This is a genomic window from Pseudomonas entomophila (assembly GCF_029478665.1).
Taxonomy (GTDB): domain Bacteria; phylum Pseudomonadota; class Gammaproteobacteria; order Pseudomonadales; family Pseudomonadaceae; genus Aquipseudomonas; species Aquipseudomonas entomophila_F.
In genome coordinates this window covers 1-18,361 of sequence record NZ_JARPQB010000016.1, presented here as the reverse complement: position 1 = coordinate 18,361, position 18,361 = coordinate 1, and the positions used below count along the sequence as shown (strand labels likewise).

At 64.5% G+C, this 18,361-nt stretch carries 19 protein-coding genes; 5 read left to right on the top strand and 14 right to left on the bottom strand.

Annotated features, from left to right (window positions below; translation table 11 throughout):
- Positions 1-159: 159 nt before the first annotated feature.
- The gene (locus P5705_RS10790; protein ID WP_277460834.1) at positions 160-1,503 is read right to left on the bottom strand and encodes an OprD family porin; all 1,344 of its coding nucleotides are present in this window, start codon (positions 1,501-1,503) and stop codon (positions 160-162) included.
- Positions 1,504-1,783: 280 nt separating this feature from the next.
- Between P5705_RS10790 and P5705_RS10785 the strand changes: the two genes are divergently transcribed.
- Positions 1,784-2,107, top strand: coding sequence for a DUF2790 domain-containing protein (locus P5705_RS10785; RefSeq protein WP_277460833.1), 324 nt, complete (start codon positions 1,784-1,786; stop codon positions 2,105-2,107).
- Between the two features lie 92 nt (positions 2,108-2,199).
- On the opposite strand, the gene P5705_RS10780 is transcribed toward P5705_RS10785, so the two are convergent.
- Positions 2,200-2,619, bottom strand: a complete 420-nt coding sequence (locus tag P5705_RS10780; protein ID WP_277460832.1) for a RidA family protein — start codon at positions 2,617-2,619, stop codon at positions 2,200-2,202.
- 130 nt (positions 2,620-2,749) lie between these two features.
- Here P5705_RS10780 and P5705_RS10775 point away from each other — a divergent pair, with 130 nt between their 5' ends.
- Positions 2,750-3,496, top strand: a complete 747-nt coding sequence (locus P5705_RS10775) for an SIR2 family NAD-dependent protein deacylase (RefSeq protein ID WP_277460831.1) — start codon at positions 2,750-2,752, stop codon at positions 3,494-3,496.
- A gap of 312 nt (positions 3,497-3,808) precedes the next feature.
- Here P5705_RS10775 and P5705_RS10770 read toward each other — a convergent pair whose 3' ends face one another.
- Positions 3,809-4,270 (bottom strand): FAD/FMN-containing dehydrogenase, encoded by a 462-nt coding sequence (locus P5705_RS10770; RefSeq protein WP_277460830.1) that lies wholly within the window; start codon positions 4,268-4,270, stop codon positions 3,809-3,811.
- Between the two features lie 118 nt (positions 4,271-4,388).
- On the opposite strand from P5705_RS10770, the gene P5705_RS10765 reads away from it, so the two are divergent.
- The gene (locus P5705_RS10765) at positions 4,389-5,396 is read left to right on the top strand and encodes a GlxA family transcriptional regulator (protein WP_277460829.1); all 1,008 of its coding nucleotides are present in this window, start codon (positions 4,389-4,391) and stop codon (positions 5,394-5,396) included.
- A gap of 9 nt (positions 5,397-5,405) precedes the next feature.
- Here P5705_RS10765 and gspF read toward each other — a convergent pair whose 3' ends face one another.
- The 7 genes from gspF to gspG are packed head-to-tail and all read right to left on the bottom strand — an operon-like array spanning position 5,406 to position 13,220.
- Complete coding sequence (gene gspF / locus P5705_RS10760; RefSeq protein ID WP_277460828.1) at positions 5,406-6,611, bottom strand: type II secretion system inner membrane protein GspF; 1,206 nt, start codon at positions 6,609-6,611, stop codon at positions 5,406-5,408.
- Positions 6,611-8,032 (bottom strand): type II secretion system ATPase GspE, encoded by a 1,422-nt coding sequence (gspE, locus tag P5705_RS10755; RefSeq protein ID WP_277460827.1) that lies wholly within the window; start codon positions 8,030-8,032, stop codon positions 6,611-6,613. The genes gspF and gspE overlap by 1 nt, the downstream gene beginning before the upstream one ends.
- A complete protein-coding gene (gspD, locus tag P5705_RS10750) occupies positions 8,029-10,389 on the bottom strand; it encodes a type II secretion system secretin GspD (RefSeq protein ID WP_277460826.1) in 2,361 nt (786 codons plus the stop codon). The genes gspE and gspD overlap by 4 nt, the downstream gene beginning before the upstream one ends.
- Positions 10,386-10,892 carry a type II secretion system protein GspM gene (gene gspM / locus P5705_RS10745; protein WP_277460825.1) on the bottom strand — a complete coding sequence of 169 codons (507 nt, stop codon included), beginning with the start codon at positions 10,890-10,892 and terminating at the stop codon, positions 10,386-10,388. Before gspM ends, gspD begins: the two co-directional genes overlap by 4 nt.
- Positions 10,882-11,820, bottom strand: coding sequence for a type II secretion system protein GspL (gspL, locus tag P5705_RS10740; protein WP_277460823.1), 939 nt, complete (start codon positions 11,818-11,820; stop codon positions 10,882-10,884). The genes gspM and gspL overlap by 11 nt, the downstream gene beginning before the upstream one ends.
- Complete coding sequence (gene gspK, locus P5705_RS10735) at positions 11,817-12,767, bottom strand: type II secretion system minor pseudopilin GspK (protein ID WP_277460822.1); 951 nt, start codon at positions 12,765-12,767, stop codon at positions 11,817-11,819. The genes gspL and gspK overlap by 4 nt, the downstream gene beginning before the upstream one ends.
- A gap of 6 nt (positions 12,768-12,773) precedes the next feature.
- Positions 12,774-13,220, bottom strand: a complete 447-nt coding sequence (gspG, locus tag P5705_RS10730) for a type II secretion system major pseudopilin GspG (protein WP_277460821.1) — start codon at positions 13,218-13,220, stop codon at positions 12,774-12,776.
- Positions 13,221-13,367: 147 nt separating this feature from the next.
- Here gspG and gspI point away from each other — a divergent pair, with 147 nt between their 5' ends.
- Positions 13,368-13,733, top strand: coding sequence for a type II secretion system minor pseudopilin GspI (gspI, locus tag P5705_RS10725; protein WP_277460820.1), 366 nt, complete (start codon positions 13,368-13,370; stop codon positions 13,731-13,733).
- Positions 13,734-14,039: 306 nt separating this feature from the next.
- Here the strand turns inward: gspI and P5705_RS10720 are convergent, their stop codons facing one another.
- The 4 genes from P5705_RS10720 to P5705_RS10705 form a co-directional block, all read right to left on the bottom strand.
- Positions 14,040-14,549, bottom strand: coding sequence for a hypothetical protein (locus P5705_RS10720; protein WP_277460819.1), 510 nt, complete (start codon positions 14,547-14,549; stop codon positions 14,040-14,042).
- A 12-nt stretch (positions 14,550-14,561) separates the two neighbouring features.
- The gene (locus P5705_RS10715) at positions 14,562-14,915 is read right to left on the bottom strand and encodes a DUF7716 domain-containing protein (RefSeq protein WP_277460818.1); all 354 of its coding nucleotides are present in this window, start codon (positions 14,913-14,915) and stop codon (positions 14,562-14,564) included.
- Between the two features lie 29 nt (positions 14,916-14,944).
- Positions 14,945-15,532: a DUF1963 domain-containing protein gene (locus tag P5705_RS10710; protein ID WP_277460817.1), complete on the bottom strand. Its 588-nt coding sequence runs from the start codon at positions 15,530-15,532 to the stop codon at positions 14,945-14,947.
- 85 nt (positions 15,533-15,617) lie between these two features.
- Positions 15,618-15,914: a DUF6881 domain-containing protein gene (locus P5705_RS10705; RefSeq protein ID WP_277460816.1), complete on the bottom strand. Its 297-nt coding sequence runs from the start codon at positions 15,912-15,914 to the stop codon at positions 15,618-15,620.
- Positions 15,915-16,972: 1,058 nt separating this feature from the next.
- Between P5705_RS10705 and P5705_RS10700 the strand changes: the two genes are divergently transcribed.
- The gene (locus tag P5705_RS10700; RefSeq protein ID WP_277460815.1) at positions 16,973-18,316 is read left to right on the top strand and encodes a patatin-like phospholipase family protein; all 1,344 of its coding nucleotides are present in this window, start codon (positions 16,973-16,975) and stop codon (positions 18,314-18,316) included.
- The last annotated feature ends 45 nt before the right edge of the window (positions 18,317-18,361 follow it).

The following is an 18,361-nucleotide window of genomic DNA, read 5'->3' as shown; positions in this document are numbered from 1 at the left end:
GGACGGCGCGCGATAGACGCATCACCTCACCACTCGAGGCAGGCCCCTGGCCGGCACACTTTCCAACAACTCAAAAAAAGGCGCCTCGCAAGAGGCGCCAAAACATTCACCTTCAACCAAAGGAGCACGTGGGCTTCTCAAGGTGAATCCTGGGTGTGATCAGAGAATCGACAGCGGGTACTCGACGATCACCCGCACCTCGTCCAGGTCCGACTCGAAGGCCGTGGCCCGGGTCGTGGCCTGGCGCACGCGCAGCGACAGGTCCTTGGCCGCGCCGGTCTGCACCACGTACTTGACCTCGATGTCGCGCTCCCAGCGCTTCTGGTCGGTGAGCGGGTCGCCGTTGTCGTCGCGGCGCATGTAGTAGGCGTTGGCGTGGCTGTAGTCGGCGTCGCTGCCACGGCCGTAGCGGGTCATGAACGACAGCCCCGGCACGCCGTAGGCGGCCATGTTCAGGTCGTAGCGCAGCATCCACGAACGCTCCTTCGGCGAGTTGAAGTCGCTGTACTGGATGGAGTTGTCGAGGAAGATCGAGTCGGACTGGCGCAGGTAGTCGAAGTCGTTGTCGCCATTGTTGCGCTGGTGCGTCAGCGCCAGGGTGTGGGCGCCGTAGCGCACGCCGAGCTTGGCGCTCCAGATGTCGTTGTCGAACTGCCCCAGGCGCTGGCGCCCTTCGTCCCTGGCGTTGTAGAAGTTGAAGCCGCCGATCAGCGCCAGTTGGTCCGACAGCGGCCAGGTCACGCTGGTGCCGGCGTAGTACTGGTTCCATACATCCTTCAGGCGGCTGCCGAACAGGCTCACGCTGACGTTCTCGTTGATCGCATAGTCGCCACCGCCGTAGGCGATCCATGGCGAATCCACCGGGCCACCGTAGAACGTCACGAAGTTGTCGCGCAGGTCGCTGGATACCGGCTGGCTCATGGCATGCAGGCGCCCGGCCTGCAGCGTCAGGCCCTGCAGGCTGGTGTTCTCCAGGGTGACGCCGCGAAAGCTCTCTGGCAGCAGGCGCGAGTCGCCGGCCGCCACCACCGGGTTGACCGGGAACACGTCGCCCACCCGCAGCACGGTGTCGAACAGACGCACCTTGGCCGCACCGCCGACCTTGCTGTATGCGTCGCGGGCCTGGCCGTCGCTGTCCACCGGCAGCACATCGAACGAGCTGCGCCCGCCGTTGCGCCCACCGCCGGTGTCGAGCTTGAGCCCGAGCATGGCGAAGGCATCCACGCCGACCCCCACGGTGCCCTGGGTGAAACCGGATTCGAAGCGGGTGATGATGGCGTGGGCCCAGGCTTCGGAGTAGCCGTTGTCACTCTCCTTGCCACGGTTGTAGGTGGGGGCCGGGCCATCGCGGTGGTCACGGTTGAAGTAATAGTTGCGGTTGAGCACGCTCAGGCGGCTGCCCTCGATGAACCCTTCCTGCTGTTCCTCGGCGGCCCAGGCGGCCGGGCCGACACCCGCCAGCGCCAGCAGCGCGGCCAGGGAAAGTGTGGGACTGTTTGTCATCCGATGCTCCTTCGATTGCGGCTGTTCTTGTTGTCGGCCCTTGGCGCTGGAGCGTCCCTGGCTTGGCCAGATGCAAGCGCACCCAGCCCCTTCGGCCGAGGCTGATGCTCGCCGTCGGCGGATAACGGGAAGGTGATGGGAGCATTACAATCGCGTCATTCAAGGGGTGAACACAGCCGACGTGGCGCCCCTTGCAGATCTGTAACCCTGGCGTCATGCCGCTGTTGGTCGGCCCTCTTTAGGGTGGGCTCCGAAACCACGAACCTTTCGGAGGCACCCCATGCAACGTCTGATCATCTGCGCCGCGCTGCTGGCGCTTTCCCTCTCGGCCCAGGCCACCGGCTTTTCCGGGCAGCGCAACGAGCAACTGGTCGCCGACCACCAGCAGGCCGTGGCGGCCTACGCGGCGAAACGCGACAAGCCGATGCCCGAGATCGTCGACTACCGCTACGGCATGAAGCTGGATGTCGCCCGCTTCGTGCGCCAGTCGGGCGACCCGCGCACCTGCGAGGTGGTGCCGCGGCTGATGACCTTCGAGGACAGCCAGGGCACCCTGCGTACCGTGCGTTATGTGGTGCAGTCGCAGTGCATCAACAACAAGTAGGTCAGCCCCGAGCGTGCTGGAACTGCTCGCGCGGGTGACGGCCCAAAGCCTCGATAGCGCACGGTGCCGGTCTGGGCGCGGCCTTGCCGGCACTACTGCGCAGGCAGCGCCGCCACCGCATCAACTTCCACCAGCATGCCGTCCAGCGCCAGGCGCGGCACCGGGATCAAGGTGCAGGTCGGTGCCATGCGCCCGCCCCAGGCCCGCTCGGCCTCGGCCACCCACTGGCGCAGGCGTTCCTCGGAGTGCTCGACCACCAGCAGCGTAAGCTTGAATACATCGGCCAGGCCCGCCCCCTTGGACGCCAGGGCGGTCTTCAGGTTGGCCAGGGCCTGCCGGGCCTGCTCGTCGAAATGCGCCGAGAGCTCGCCCCGGGCATCCTCCCCACCCTGCCCGGCGATATACAGCAAACGGCTGCCGGCACGTACCTCTGCGACGTGGGAATAGGCATTGGCGCTGGGGTCGTAGAGGCCTTCCGGATTGGACAGGTGGAACGCGCGTGGCTGTGTCATGGTATCGCTCCGTCGATGGAAAGAGCGGCCGAGTATCGAACCTCGGGTTAAGTCGAGGTCAAGCGCCAATTCCCCTTGTTCGCTTGCCGCCCCGCAGGCACAGTGACCACCCTGCCCCTGGAGATCCGCCATGCCCTTCGACCCCGGACTGCTTGCCCAGGCTCGTCACCTGGTGGTGTTCACCGGTGCCGGCGTGTCGGCCGAGAGCGGTATCGCCACGTTTCGCGACAAGCTCGATGGGTTGTGGGAGCGCTTCGACCCTGTGCAACTGGCCAGCGCCGACGGCTTTGCCGCGGACCCTGCGCTGGTCTGGGGCTGGTACGAGATGCGCCGTGCGGGCATCGCCCAGGCACGTCCCAACCCTGCGCACCAGGCCATCGCTGACCTGCAGGCCAGGCTGGCAAAAGTCACCCTGGTGACGCAGAACGTCGATGACCTGCATGAGCGCGCCGGTAGCCGCGAAGTATTGCACTTGCACGGGCGACTGGATGCTTTTCGCTGCTTCAGTTGCGCGCAACCCGTCGGCAGTGCCCTGCCCCTGGCCGAAGGCGCCGAACAAGGCCGACGTATCGAGCCACCACTGTGCAAGACATGCGGGGGCTATCTGCGGCCTGGCGTGGTCTGGTTCGGCGAGCAACTGCCCGAACAGACCCTGGACCAGGCCTTTGCCGCTGCCGAAGACTGCGACTTGCTGCTGTCGGTAGGCACCTCGGGGGTGGTGCAGCCTGCGGCGTCGATACCACGGGTAGCGTTGCAGGCCGGCGCGACGGTGGTGCATGTCAATCCGCAACCGGTAGTGGCCGGCCATCCGCGTGAGTTCACCCTGGCCGGCAAGGCAGGAGAAATATTGCCCAGCTTGCTGAAAAACGGCCTGTAGGAGCCGGCCTTGCCGGCGAACCAGACGACGCGATGGATGGCACCGGCCTTGCCGGTGTTCGCCGGCAAGCCGGCTCCTACGGAAGAGCGCAGCACTTGGTCGCTTACATACCTGTAGGAGCCGGCCTTGCCGGCGAACCAGACGACGCGGTGGATGGCACCGGCCTTGCCGGTGTTCGCCGGCAAGCCGGCTCCTACGCAAGAGCGCAGCACTTGGTCGCTTACATACCCTGTAGGAGCCGGCCTTGCCGGCGAACCAGACGACGCGGTGGATGGCACCGGCCTTGCCGGTGTTCGCCGGCAAGGCCGGCTCCTACAGGTGTTCCAGGGCCGCCTTGAGTGCCGGGGTATCGGAAAACGCCTGGCGCTTCACCAGCACGCCTTTGTCCAACGTCAGCCACTGCACCTTGCCATCAGCCGCCGCATAACGGCTGGCAACCCGCCCTTCGCGGTCCAGCATCACCCGGTAGCTGTAGTCACGCATGGCCGGTATGGCGAACAGCTTGCTGACCAGCGCCGGCATGCGCTGGATATCGGCGACGAACACCGCATCGCGCGCTTCCAGATAGCCCTTGGGCTGCCCCTCCAGCGCCGCCTTGACCAGCTTGGCGCCGTCCATGTCCTGGGCCACCAGCAGGATGCGGGTGTCGGCCGACAGGCTGTAGGGCTGGTCGTACTGGTCGAGCAAGGTCCAGGGCGCAAGCCTGTCGCCAGGCTCCACGGCCTGGGCCAGCAACGGGAGCAGGCTGAGCAACAGGGCGGCGGCATATTTCATCGTGATCAAGGTCCAGGGTGAGCGGGCGCCCAGCATAGCCCAACGCGCATTCACCCGGTTGTCTTTCCCCCCGCCCCGACGCACACTCATCCCCGCCAGCCAGGAAGCGGAGTCCGCAGTGCCCACGCCACGCCAGTTCAGCAAGAAGACCAGCACCAGCAACATGCTGCGGCTCAAGCCCACCGACGGCAGCGCCGAACGCCCCTACCAGGTCGCCTTCGTGCTGCTCGAACACTTCTCCATGGCCAGCTTCACCGTGGCCATGGACGTGCTGGTCACCGCCAACCTGCTGCGCGCCGAGCGCTTCGCCTTCACCCCGCTATCGCTGGGCGGCGACCGGGTGCTCAGCGACCTGGGCCTTGAGCTGGTCGCCACTCCCCTCACCCCGCATACCCTGCACGGGCTCGATCTGCTGGTGATCTGCGGCGGCCTGCGCACGCCGCTCAAGTACCCCGAACTCGACCGCCTGCTGGGCGATTGCGCCAGCCACGGCATGACCCTGGGCGGGCTGTGGAACGGCGCCTGGTTCCTCGGCCGCGCCGGGGTGCTCGACGACTATGGCTGCAGCGTCCACCCCGAGCAGCGCGCCAGCCTGGCCGAATGCAGCCCGCAAACCCGCATCACCCCGTCCAGCTTCACCCTCGACCGCGACCGCCTCACCGCCGCCAGCCCCAACGGCGCCATGGAACTGATGCTCGGCCTGGTCCGCCGCCTGCACGGCGACGCCCTGGCCGAGGGTGTCGAAGAGATCCTGTCGTTCTCCGGCGCGCGTTATCGCCAGGTCGGCCCCGGGGCGAAGAAGTCGATGAGCCTGCACCTGCGCACCATCGTCGAGCTGATGGAGAACAACCTCGAGGAAACCCTGAGCCTGGACCAGCTGGCCGCCTACTCCGGCCGCTCGCGGCGGCAGATCGACCGCCTGTTCCAGGCCCAGCTCGGCACCTCGCCGCGGCGCTACTACATGGAGCTGCGCATCACCAAGAGCCGGCGCCTGCTGCAGTATTCCGACCTGTCGGTGATGGAAGTCGCGGTGGCCTGCGGGTTCGTCTCGGTGTCGCACTTCAGCAAGTGCTATGCCGCCTATTTCGGTTATCCGCCCTCGCGAGAGCAACGCCTCGGCGAGTAACCCAGGGCGTCACTGCACCAACTGGTTGATCTCGATGATCGGCATCAACACCGCCATCACGATCAACAGCACCACCGCGCCCATCACCACGATCATCAGCGGCTCGAGCAACGCCGTCATGCCCATCGCCCGCCGCTCGATATCCTTGGCCAGGCTGTCGGCCGCCCGGTCGAGCATCGGCGGCAGGTCGCCGGTCTTCTCGCCGCTGGCGATCAGGTGGATCAGCAACGGCGGGAATACCTTGCCGACCGCCAGCGCCGACGCCAACCCCACGCCCTCGCGCACCCGCGCCGTGGCTTCGCTGACACACTGGTCGAGGCAGTCGTTGCCCAAGGTCTGGCGCGCCGCCTCCAACGCGCGAAGCAAGGGCACCCCGGCGCTGCCCAGGATCGCCAGGGTCGAGGCGAAGCGCGCGGTGTTCAGACCCAGCACGAAACGCCCGATCAATGGCAGCCGCAACACCTGCCTGTGCCAGGCCAACCGTGGCCCTGGCGCCTTCAGGTAGACGCGCCAACCCCAGAACACCCCGGCCAGCAGGGCGAAACACAACACGCCCCACGCGCGCACGAAGTCGCTGGCTGCAAGCATGGCCAGGGTCAGCCCAGGCAAGTCCTGGCGCGCCTGGGTGAAGGCGCTGACCACCTGGGGCACCACGTAGCTGAGCAGAAAGATGACAATCCCCACCGACACCAGCCCGACCACCCCGGGGTAGATGAACGCGGTCATGATCTTGCCGCGCAGGGTGTTGCGCTCCTCGATATAGTCGGCCAGGCGCTCCATGACCCGGGCCAGGTCGCCGGACTCCTCGCCCGCCGCCACCAGGGCGCGGTAGATATCCGGAAAGTCCCGTGGCCGCTCGGCCAGCGCGTCCGCCAGGCGCATGCCGCTGCGCACATCGGCCCGCACGGCGCCCAGCACCTGGGCGATGTGCTTGCGCTCGGCTTGTTCCAGGGTCGCCCCCAGCGCCGCCTCCAGCGGCAGCCCGGCGGCCAGCAGGCTGGCCAGTTGGCGGGTCGCCCAGGCCAGGTCGCCATCGGACAGCTTCGCGCTGAACAGGCCACCGCCCTGGCCGGCCACGGCCTGGTGCTCCACCGCCAGGGCGGTCAACCCCAGGGCACGCAACTGGGCCATCACCGCGGCCGGACTGTCGGCCTCCAGCAGGCCATTGACCAGGCGGCCCTGGGCGTCGGCGGCTTCATAGCGATAACGGTTCATCAGGCGTCCCGGGTGACACGCAGGATTTCCTCGAGGCAGGTGCTGCCATCGTCGACCCAGCGCTGGCCATCCTCGCGCAGGCTGAGCATGCCATTGCGCCGGGCGGCGGCGCGCAGGGCCTGTTCGTCGGCGCCCTGGTGCACCAGGCTGCGCACCGCGTCGTCGACGCAGAACAGCTCGTGGATGCCGGTGCGCCCACTGTAGCCGCACTGGTTGCAGTGGGCACAGCCGACTGCGCGGTACTGCCCCGGCGTCGCCGGGTCGGGTTCGCGGCAATGCGGGCACAGCCGGCGCACCAGGCGCTGGGCCAGCACCCCGAGCAGCGCCGAGGCCAGCAGGAACGGTTCCACCCCCATGTCGACCAGGCGGTTGACCGCCGACACCGCGTCGTTGGTGTGCAGGGTGGCCAGCACCAGGTGCCCGGTCAGCGACGCCTGCACGGCGATCTGCGCGGTCTCCAGGTCGCGGATCTCGCCGATCATGATCACGTCCGGGTCCTGGCGCAGGATCGCCCGCAGGGCCACGGCGAAGCTCATGTCGATGCGCGCGTTGACCTGGATCTGGCTGATCCCCGGCAGGTCGTACTCCACCGGGTCCTCGACGGTGAGGATGTTGCTGACGCTGGCGTCCAGCCGCGCCAGGGCGGCGTACAGGCTGGTGGTCTTGCCTGAACCGGTGGGGCCGGTGACCAGGACGATGCCATGGGGCTGGCGGATCAGCTGGTCGAGCCGCGCCAGCAGCGCCGCATCCATGCCCAGCGCCTCCAGGCGCAGGCGCCCGGCCTGCTTGTCGAGCAGGCGCATCACCACCCGCTCGCCATGCCCGGTGGGCACGGTGGAGACGCGGATATCGATCGGCCGCCCGGCCACCCGCAGGGCGATGCGGCCGTCCTGGGGCAGGCGTTTCTCGGCGATGTCCAACTGCGCCATGATCTTGATCCGCGACACCAGCGCCCCGTGCAGTGCCTTGCGCGGCGAGACCACATCGCGCAGGGTGCCGTCGACCCGGTAGCGCACCAGGCAGTGGCTCTCGAACGGCTCGATATGGATATCGCTGGCCTGGTCGCGCGCGGCCTGGGTGAGCAAGGCGTTGATCATGCGGATCACCGGCGCGTCGTCCTGGGCTTCGAGCAGGTCGGTGACCTCGGGCATGTCTTGCAACAGGCGGTCGAGGTCGACCTCGTTCTCCGCCGCCCCCACCACCGCCGCGGCGCTGCCGGTGTCGGCATAGGCGCTGACCAGCAGTTCGTCCATCTGCGCGTCGCTGAGCGCCTCGACCGGTACCTGGCCAAAACGCCGCCGCACCTCCGCCACCGCCCACCCCGGGCTCGACGGGCAGCGCGCCAGGCGCGCGCCCTCCTCGCCGCTGGCCTGCAACACCAGGCGCTGGGCCTTGGCCCAGGCGTATGGCAGGCGGCTCATCGGGCGACCTCGTCCACCGGCACCGCACGAATTGACGCACGGGGCGCACGCCCTTGATCGGGCACCCCCTGCTCCACCGGCGGCAGCAACGGCATGTCCATGTCCGGCAGCGCCCACGAGTGCTCGGGCTTCAGGTCGCCCTGGGCACGGCGGATGAAGTCGTAGCGGTTGCGGGTGATGCTGCGCCCGGCATTGGCGTCGCGCACGATGTAGGGCCGCAGGAACACCATCAGGTTGGTCTTGTTGCTGGCCCGGCGCTCGCTGCGAAACAGCGCGCCCACCCCCGGCAGGCTCGACAGCCACGGGATGCCTTCGTTGCTCTGGGTGTAGCCGTCCTGCAGCAAGCCACCCAGCACCATGATCTGGCCATCGTCGAGCAGGATGCTGGTGTCGATGGCGCGCTTGTTGGTCACCGTGCCGGCGGCGCTGGAGGCGCGCTGGTCGACGCTGCTGACCTCCTGGTAGACATCGAGCTTGACCGTGCCGCCCTCGGAGATCTGCGGGCGCACGTTCAGGCGCAGGCCCACCTCCTCGCGCTGGATGGTCTGGAACGGGTTGTTGCTGTTGCCACCGCCGTCGGTGACGTACTGGCCGCTGACGAAAGGAATCGTCTGGCCGACGAAGATGCTCGCCGCCTCGTTGTCCAGGGTCAGCAGGTTGGGCGTCGACAGCACGTTGCTGCCGCCCTTGCTCTTGAGTGCCCGGGCCAGCACCTTGAGGTCGAGCACCGCGCCGACGCCGGGGATTTTCACCGTGCCGTCGACCACCCCCACCGACAGCCCCGGCGGCAGCACATCGATGCTGGTGGGCCCCTTGCCCAGGCCGCTGCCGCCCAGGTTGGCGCCGCCGAACAGGCCGTTCTTGCCCAGGTTGCCGGCCTGCCACTGGATGCCGAATTCGTTGGCGTCGTCCTCGCCGACCTCGACGATCAGGCTCTCCACCACCACCTGGGCGCGGCGCTGGTCGAGCTGGTCGATGACCTCGCGCAGGCTGCGGTACAGCGGCTCGGGCGCGGAGATCAGCAGCGTGTTGGTGGTCTTGTCGGCCTGGATGGTCGCGCCGCCAGCGGAGAACGCGATGCCCTGGTCGTCTTGCTGCGTGCCGTTGCCGTAGCCATTGGGCGTGGTCGCGCCCGCTTGCCCATTGCCCCGGCTCAGGCTGCCGGTGTTGCCGTTGCTGTTCTGCGACGTGCCACTGTTGCTGGCACTGCCATTCTTGTTACTGCCCCCTGTCAGCATGCCACCACCGCTAAGCAGCGCCCGGGCGCCGTCGCTGGTGGTGTCGCTCTCCCCAGTGAGCAGCCCGCGCAGGCTCTGGGCCAGCTTGTCGGCCTGGGCGTTGCGCAGGTACACCACGTGCAGATTGCCGGTGCTGTTCTGCGCGTTGTCGAGTTTGTAGATCAGGTCCCGCGCCAGCTGGGTGCGCTCGGGGCTGGACGAGCGGATCACCACGCTGTTCGAGCGCGGGTCGCCGAGCACGCTGATCTTCTGCGTCGGGTCGGCGCCCTGGCTGTCGAGCAGCTCGCCGACCATGCTGGCGATGTCGCTGGCGATGCCGTTGTGGATCGCCACCACGTCGGTATCGAGGGCACTGGGGATGTCGACGCGGTCGAGAATCTGCGCCACCCGCTCGAGGTTCTCGGCGTAGTCGGTGACCACGATCGTGTTGTTGCCGGGGTAGGCGTTGATCGGGTTGTCCGGCGAGACGATCGGGCGCAGCACCGGGATCAGGTTGACCGCGTTCTCGTACTGCAGGCGGAAGGTACGGGTGACCATGCCGTTGCCCGCGTCGCGGTCGCCGCTCACCAGCGCGCCCCCCAGCAGCTTGGCGTCGGCCTGGGGCACCACCTGGGCCACGCCGTTGACGTCGACGACGCTGAAACCCTGCATGCGCAATGCCGCCAGCAGCATGCCGTAGGCCTTGCTGGCCGGCACTCCGCCCTCGGAGACCAGGGTCAGTTGGCCCTTGACCCGTGGATCGACCAGGAACTGCCGGCCCGTGGCCCGCGACAGGCCGCGCACCACCGCCTGGATATCGGCGTCGACGAAGTTCAGTTGCACCGGCTGGTCGCCCAGCGGGTTGCCGGCCACTGGCGCGGGCGTGCCACGACTATGCCGCTGGCCGACACGTGGCGGCACCTGGCGCACGGCCTGACGTACCCCTGCGCCGGGCTGGGTGTGCAGGTCCAGCGCGGTCGAACTGCTGTCGACCTGGGCCAGGGGCTGGCCGAGCTCGCTGCTGGCCAGGGGCTTGTGCGCAGCCGGCACGTTGGCGCAGGCGCTGAGGGCCAGGGCCATGGCCAGGGGTGCCAACGGCAGTGCCCGAGAAAGAATGCGTGGCGATCCAGTGCACGTCATGAAGGGTCCTTAGCGCCGTGCGCCTGATCCATGCGAAGGGTTCCGGAAAACGTCACCGGGCCGCTGTCGCCACCCGGGTCGCGGCGCAAGCTCAATTGGCCGATGGTGAGCCCCAGGCGCGGGGGAATGTGCTGCAACCAGGCCATGGCCGGTTCGGCCGGGGCCTGCCGCCAGGCCAGGTGCCAGCCGTCACCCTCGGCGTCGAGTTGTGAATGCGCCCGCAGGCCGGCCTCGTCCAGGCTCTGGGCCAGGGCGCCGGCAAGGTCGGCCGGGCGTTGCCCAAGCAAGGCGTCCAGGGCCTGGGCCTGGCTGCGCAGCTTGGGGGTTTCTGTGTTCCAGTGCTCGATGCGAGCAAGCGCCGGCGCCACCAGTACTTGCCAGCAGAAGAAGCTGCCCAGCACCGCGGCGGCCAGCGCCACGGCACGCCGCTCACGCGGGGCCAAGGCCTGCCAACGCTGCCGCGCCTGCCCGCGCAGGCCGTTGATGCGCGCCTTAATCGACATGGGCCAAGGCCTCGTTCGCGGCGCTGCCAACGCGCAGTGTCCAGCCTTGTTCGCCAGCGCTGGCCTCGATGCCCTGGGCGGCGAGCTGCGCCTGCCAGGCCGTGTCGACCGGCGCCTTGCGCCCCTCGGCCAAGGGTGTGATGCGCAGTTCGCCGTCGGCGAAGTCCAGCGCCACGACGTTGCCGGCGAGAAACGGCATGGCCTTGCCTGCGCCGTCGAGCAATGCACCCAATCCGGTGCCCGTGGCACCCTGTCCGCCCTGCAACTGCTGACGCGCTTGTTGTAACGGGTTGAGTACCACCGGCAAGTGCGGGAACGCCGTGCGTACCTGGGTCACCATCCGCGCCCGCAACTGTTCGCCTTCGCTGGCCAACTGCATGGCATGCAGGTTCAAACCGAGGCACCAGACCAGCGCCGCCACGCTCCATACCGCCACGGCGCGCCCCACGTCCAGCGTGTGGGTTGGCCCCTGCAAGCCTGCCCCCAGGTCCACCACCGGCCGATCCTCCGCAGACTGCGTGAACACCCCTTGTGGCCGGATCCGCCCGCCCTGCAGCCATGCCTGCAACTGGGCCAACTGAGCCAGCCCAAGCCAGGCCACTGCCACCTGGCCATCGCCCTGGCGCGGCCCGTGTGCCACATGAACCTGCCCGATATCGCCCAGCACCAGCCCCTGCACCGCACAACGCACCGCCGCGCTCAAGCGCTTGCCCGTGAGTGGCGGCAAAGTGACGGCCAGGGCCAGGCTGTCATCCTCGTGCAGGTGCAGGCGCCAGCCGGCGCCCTTGGTTTCGCGCAGTAGCTGCGCCCGCTCGGCGCTGCCTGTGGCCAAGGTGCGACCCTGGCGATCACTCAGGCGATAGTCGAGGCTCGATGCCGGCCCAAGCTCGACCAGCGGTGGCAGTTGAACGTCCAGTAGCGTGCTCATGCGCCCACCCGTGTCCAGACCACATCCGGCAACCGCCCCTCGCGCTGGCGCAGCAGCGCCTGCATGCGCAGCACCCGTTGCCCCTGGCGCACCTGGCCGTGCAGGCGGAACCAGTCGCTGTTGATCCCCACCCGCACATTGGCCTGCGCCAGTTGCGGCATGCGCAGGCGGTTGACGAAGTCGCCACGGTTGACGAACCAGCGCCCGCCATCGCGCTCGGCCACCAGCGCGGCGGCCTGTTGCAGCGACAGCCCCGGCACCTGGGCGGCGAGCACCTCGGCGCTGGCGGTGTTGCCATTGATCCAGGTAAGCGCCGGCAACACCGTGACGAACCGGCGCAGGCGCTGCAGCGTTTGCGTGTTCATGCCCTTGAGCGAGGCCAGGGCATCGAGGCTGCCCATCATCGGCTGCCTGGCCGGCAGTGGTGCACTGGCACTGGCGGGCGACGTCAGGCGGCCGCTGTCGAAACCTGCCTGTTGCGGCGCCACCGGGGTGGCCGGTTGCCGGGGATAGCTGTCGATGACACGCTCGCTGATGGCAGAGGCCAGCCGCGCCTCGACACCGATCAGCGCGCACAGCCGCTGGAAGGTCGCCAGCGCCTCAACGTCGACTCGGCCATCGACCACCAGGTTGCGCAGGTTGTACTTGCCCTGCTCGTCCTCCAACTGGCCACCGAATAGCACATTGCCCGCCGCCATGTCCGGCAACGGCCGTGCCCACGGCTGACCCGCGCGCACCAGCGGATCGCGCTGGCGTTGCTCGGCCAGCAGTTGCCGGCTCAGTTGCAGCCCCCCCTGCAATGCCCACTGCCCCTGCACCGCCAGCTGGCGGTTCTCCACCTGCCGGGTCAGCAGGCCCTGGCGCTCGATCATCCCGGCGGCGATCACCGCCACCACTGCGGCGATCAGCAAGGCGCTGATCACCGCCATGCCGTCCTGGCGCGCCATGGCCGGTCACAACTGCCAGGAGCCGAGGTCGGCGTTCACCCCGTCGCCGCCGGCCTGGCCGTCGGCGCCGAGGGAGAACACATCGATCTCGCCATTGGCGCCGGGGTTCAGGTACTGGTACGGGCGCCCCCACGGGTCGTTGGGCAGGCGGTCGAGGTAGGCGCGCCATTGGCCTTCCTTGGGCTGGGCCGGTTTTTCCACCAGTACCTTCAGGCCCTGGTTCTGGTTCGGGTAGCCACCGTTGTCCAGGCGGTAGAGCTTGAGCGCCTGCATCAGCCCGGCGATGTCCTGGCGCGCCGCCGTGGCGCGGGCCTGGTCGGGGCGGTCGAGCACCTTGGGCACCACCATCGCCGCGAGGATCCCGAGGATCACCACCACCACCATGATCTCGATCAGGGTGAAACCCCGCTGGCGGAAACGGCGGCCTCTGGCGCTGCGACGGGTGATCTGCATCTCGGCATTCCTTGCGTGAGTTCGAGTCGGGGGCCGATTGTGGCAAGCGGGTATGTCACGGATATTGAAAAAGCTCGGGAGTCGGCGTCGTCAAACCGTCACCCAGGCGCTCTACAGTGCGGCTTTCCCTTGCCCTGAGCTCATCCCGTGCGCAACCGCCAGGCGGGTTTCACCCTGATTGAAGTGCTGGTGGCCCTGACCATCGTCGCGGTGGCCATGGCCGCTGCCGTGCGCGCGACCGGTCTGATGACCCAGGGCAATGGGCTGCTGCGGGACAAGTCGCTGGCGCTGCTGGCGGCCCAGGGGCGGCTGGCCGAGGCGCGGTTGGAGGGCGACCCCAAGCCCGGGGTGCGGCAGGTCGAGTGTGACCAGGGGCGGTTGCGGTTGCGTTGTGAGCAGCGGGTGGTGCGCTTGGCGGGTGGGGGAATGGAGGTGTCGGTGCAGGTGTTCGAGCGGGAGCGGGAGGGCGGGGCGTTGGCGCGGTTGCAGACGGTGATGGTGGTGGGGGGGTGAGCGGTTTTTGTGGTGGTGCGCAAATCGAGCGCCGCCCCTGCGGCGTATCGCGGATGAATCCGCTCCTACAGGTTTTTTCCGGGCCAGGGTACCGGGACCGCCTTGTTCAAACCATGCGCCAAGGCTGGCAACCATGGCCTGACAGGTGCGGCACGTTGCAACCGATGATGTAGGAGCGGATTCATCCGCGATGCGCCGCGCGGGCGGCGCTCGATCTGATAGGCGCAGAAGACTTCTTGGCTGCTTCCCAGGCAACTGCATGGGCACTGCGGAAGCTGACCGTACCCCACCTACCGTGGCATTTCCCTAGCGACGACTCTTGAGCTGTTGAATCTGGGCCAACATGCTCCGATTGTGCTGTTCACTCCTGGCAATAACCTGAAGGCCCGCATCGATCCCCTTTCTCCCCTCACCAGCCGCTGCCTTGGATTGGCGTTTGAAGAAGTCCATGGCCTGCCGTGACGTGTACTGGCGCGCGACCAAATCGCACACCCGCCAGCAGAACGCTCCGTCCTGGTAGTGGGGGTAGGTTTCGCTCAGCACACGATAGATCTGCTGCTTCTGCGCGTCATCATAGCGATGGAACTCCCACCCCACCTGCTCCACCAGGTGGCTCATGCCTGGCTTGTCACACAATGTGCACGAAGCGAACACAGCAACGACAAAGTCGACGGCAAGCTGCGGTGTATCCAACTCGCAGGACGCATCATCAAACGCCCGGGACAACACGTACAGCGTCTTTCTGACCTTCGGCCCTTGTGCCGCCTGCATGGCATCGAAGAGGACCTTGAAGGGGCTGCTTTCAGCGACCGCCATGCACACTCCCATTCAAGGATAAACGTCCAGAAAATCGTCATGGATGGCGTAGTGGTTCAAGCATTCGATCAACGTATGCGTGGTCACTCCCGCGTCCTGCGACAAGGCCAGGTCGATGACATCCTGGAATTGATCGCACGCGTAGCAGAACTCAAACCCAAGGGTCTGCACAACTAGCGGCATGACTTCATTGTCATCCTCGTCAAAGGAGGGGGTTTCCCCCACAAGCACCCTCATCCCCTGTACCAGCTCATCCGTGTCCTGCTCAGCATAGAGCGCGTAGATATGCTGCCTGTCTTCCCTGCTCCTTACCCACTGAACAACGTCCTCTATCCGGTAGATTTTGTTGAGCTCAAAACCACTCATGGCAACCCCTTGTCATCCATCAAGCCCGATCACGAAAACTGGAACGTCAGCAGGCCGCACGCGCCTGGCCTGCATTGCGTGTGGAAGTCAGTACTCAAGAACACATAGACCACGCCATCGGAAAAGACCCCCGGCGCCCCGGCAAGCCCCACATCGAAATCATCGCCATTGACCATCATCCGGCATGCGTGCCCTTCAACCTGCTCGCGGTCCTGCAGCCAGGCAATGTGCTGGCTCACGCGAGACGTGAAGTGCCGGCAGGGTTCAGGTTCGTCCGTGAGTTCCAACTGGATCGTGTGCGCGGGCGAGAGTGCGTCATGGCCGCCACTGCTAGCGGTGCCGCTGTTATCGTGAAGGAGCACGACCGAGGCATTACCCGCTTCGCTTGTGAGTGTTTCCCAGTGCAGGTAAGTGTCTTCCCGATCGTAGGGGGTAAAGAACGACAACCAACCCTCACTGCCCTCTTCAACCCAGGCGGTGGGAATCGTCATCAGGTGGAGCTGGGGGTCGCCTTTGCTGTCCACGGGCCAGTGCAGATCATCAGGCAGCAAACAGCCGCCACCCGCATGGGGCTCGGCAAGATCGGCCAGGGTTGCCTTGAACCTCAGTCGCTTCATGGCGTCCCCCCCAAGGTCGACGCCCACTCGGCAAATGGTTGAACGCAGATTTCAAACCACGCAAAGACGCGTTCTCTACCCGTCATCACGCTTGCATCCCTCGAGCATTGAGTGCCCCTATCCAGACCCGTTCAAATTCCTCTTGTGTGATGGGTTCTGCATCGAACTCGCTAGACGCATAGATTGCCTCAATGCTCGGGATGGGTTGGTCACTGAGAATCGAATCGCCCACATCTGCCGCCTTGGATGCATAACCACACACTGCCCCGCCTTTGAATAACTCGACCTTCCTGGTCCCCCAGGAATCACCGTCCACCTCTTGGAATATCAGGTGCGGCTCATCGGCATGCGCATGATTCCACTTAACCTTGAGAAACCTCATGAATGTCGCCCTCTTCCGCCTCCCGCGCCTTTAAGCTTGCCCCGGTGCCAGACCAAGGTGTGTTCGCAGGTGCAGACGCCAGGGTAAACAGGTACTCGTCGCTGTCAATCAACCCGTGCAGATTTCCCTGGCGCAATCGCTCAAGTGATCGGCCGCTTGGTAGATTTCACTCTGTATAGCGCTGTCATACATGTCAGCGCTGCTGGTCATCGCACCCCCACATGTCCGGGAAGATCTCAGCAAGGTTCTTGGGAGTGGCTTTCTGGCCATTTAGGCGCCCCTTAAACTGTTTCAGCAGTTCGGTCAGAACTTCATGCAAAACATTATCGAAACCACGCTTTTTCACACAGCGGCAGATCAAACCCCTGCCACTTATCGACACGGGACAATATCAACTGGCCAGCCATGTGGCGACCCCCTCAACAAGTACATCAACCTGGGCGACAACCATTATCCGCAATGATCCAACCTATACAAATGGCCGGACAAATCTTGGCGACCGCAACAGCGACTTCATGTAAACGAACACATCATAATCTTGAGCGCTATCAACCTTATAGTAAAAAAAACTAAAAACCAATCCTCTCCCATGACCCGAGCTCGAAAGCCACGATATGCTCGCCCTTAAGAGAGAGGGCTTCCAATGAAAAAAGCAGATTCATTTGGCTAACCGCTTTCATCTTGACAGATGCCTCAACTGAATCTAAACCTCTTCCAAGGGGCACTGCCAGAGCTTTCTTCGGCACAAACACCAAGCAATCCAATTCCCTGAGCAGGCACGCGAAGAACCTCATCACAAAAAGGAAGAGACGAGCACATAAAACACTCGAGAAAATATTGCATTCAGCCATGCACCCAATAGCACTTAACAACAACACCAACTAAAACTCATAAAACAAGCCCACAGGAGCACGAGTGTGGGCGGTACGCCGACACTGCTCGAAAAATTCAATAAAACGACAAGAAAATACATCTTAACCTGCATTTTCGAGCCCCCCCGGCACTCGGAGACCAACGCAATGCCTGACACAGGAATTAACGAAAAAGGAGCTTGAGAAATGGCGACAAAAAACTTAATAAAAAACAGTAACTACACACCCTCATACAACGCAAAATTTGGAAGGCTAGGAGTCGATGTCGCCAAAAATTGGCCAGAGAAAAACGCACTAAAACGAAACAACAAGGATAAAGACACACTGGGCATCGCGCTTTCTGGCGGAGGTTATCGCTCGGCGATTTTTTGCTACGGCATCCTCCGTGGCCTCTACGAAATAGGAGTCCTGAAAAAAATAGATTATCTCTCTGCCGTTTCCGGTGGATCCTGGATCGCCACACCTTTTTCGATGGCTGAAAACTTAGACTATTTTTTCAACGTCCCGGACGATCGTGCAAACTTTATTGAAGAGGGCTTTGAGTCCTTGTTGACAAACCCACTTCGCCTTATCGAAGAAGCTGCGCTTACCCGCCCAGACAACAATAGCATCAGCGATCTTTTTGGACGACTTCTTGCGAAAACCTTCCTTCGCGAATATGGCGATTATGGGCGCTACAACCCGCTCAACGACCCAACGTTAATCAAAGATAATGACCGCCCCTTTTTAATTATCAACGGAACCTTGAATTTTCGACGACCCAACACTTTTGACATCACGCAAGAATGTTTCGAAATGACCCGTTTGTATTGCGGCTCTCGCTCTCTGGGTTATCTAGACACCCAAAGCATGCTTGCTGATGATGAAACCATTCGAATTCGTGACGCCATTGCCATTTCCGGTGCCGCAGTAGCAGTACACATTCCTGGATTAGGCAATGAGGTATCTGGGCACGGACTGAGCCGCGAAATAATAAACTTCACGCTCGGACAAAAAACACCGACAACCAACCCACCACTCGCTGATCGTTTAGACGTTGCCGATGGCGGGCATTACAACAACCTTGGAATTGAATCACTTGTAAATCGTGGATGCGGGTATATTATTGCAATCGACGCCGAGCACGACCCAGAATTCAATGACAAAGGCAGCACACGCCAGAAATTCGAAGGATTGCGCACGCTAATGCAACGCAATCACATTCCGCAGCCCGACTTTGTCATCAAGGACCTCGACCGGGCGAACGAACCGCTGCACCTTATCTCAGGCAACAGCAAGGTTCCAGATATACTTTACGTGAAGCTAAAATCGGTCGCTGCATTCGATAAAGTGGCCGCCAAAAAACGCTATAACCAACCCGGCTTTTTGAGAAACATGTTTGATCGAGGTAAATTTTCTTTCGATCCGCAATTCAGCACAGCAAAACTGGACTACAGCTTTGTCGAACATCGCAACCTTACTGAGCTGGGCACATTTATTGTTAAGGAAAATGCGGAATTATTTTTAAAATTCGCAAACAAATCAAAATAGGCTAGGGAACCTCCGATCAAGTCAGCACAGGCCATCTGACCTGTG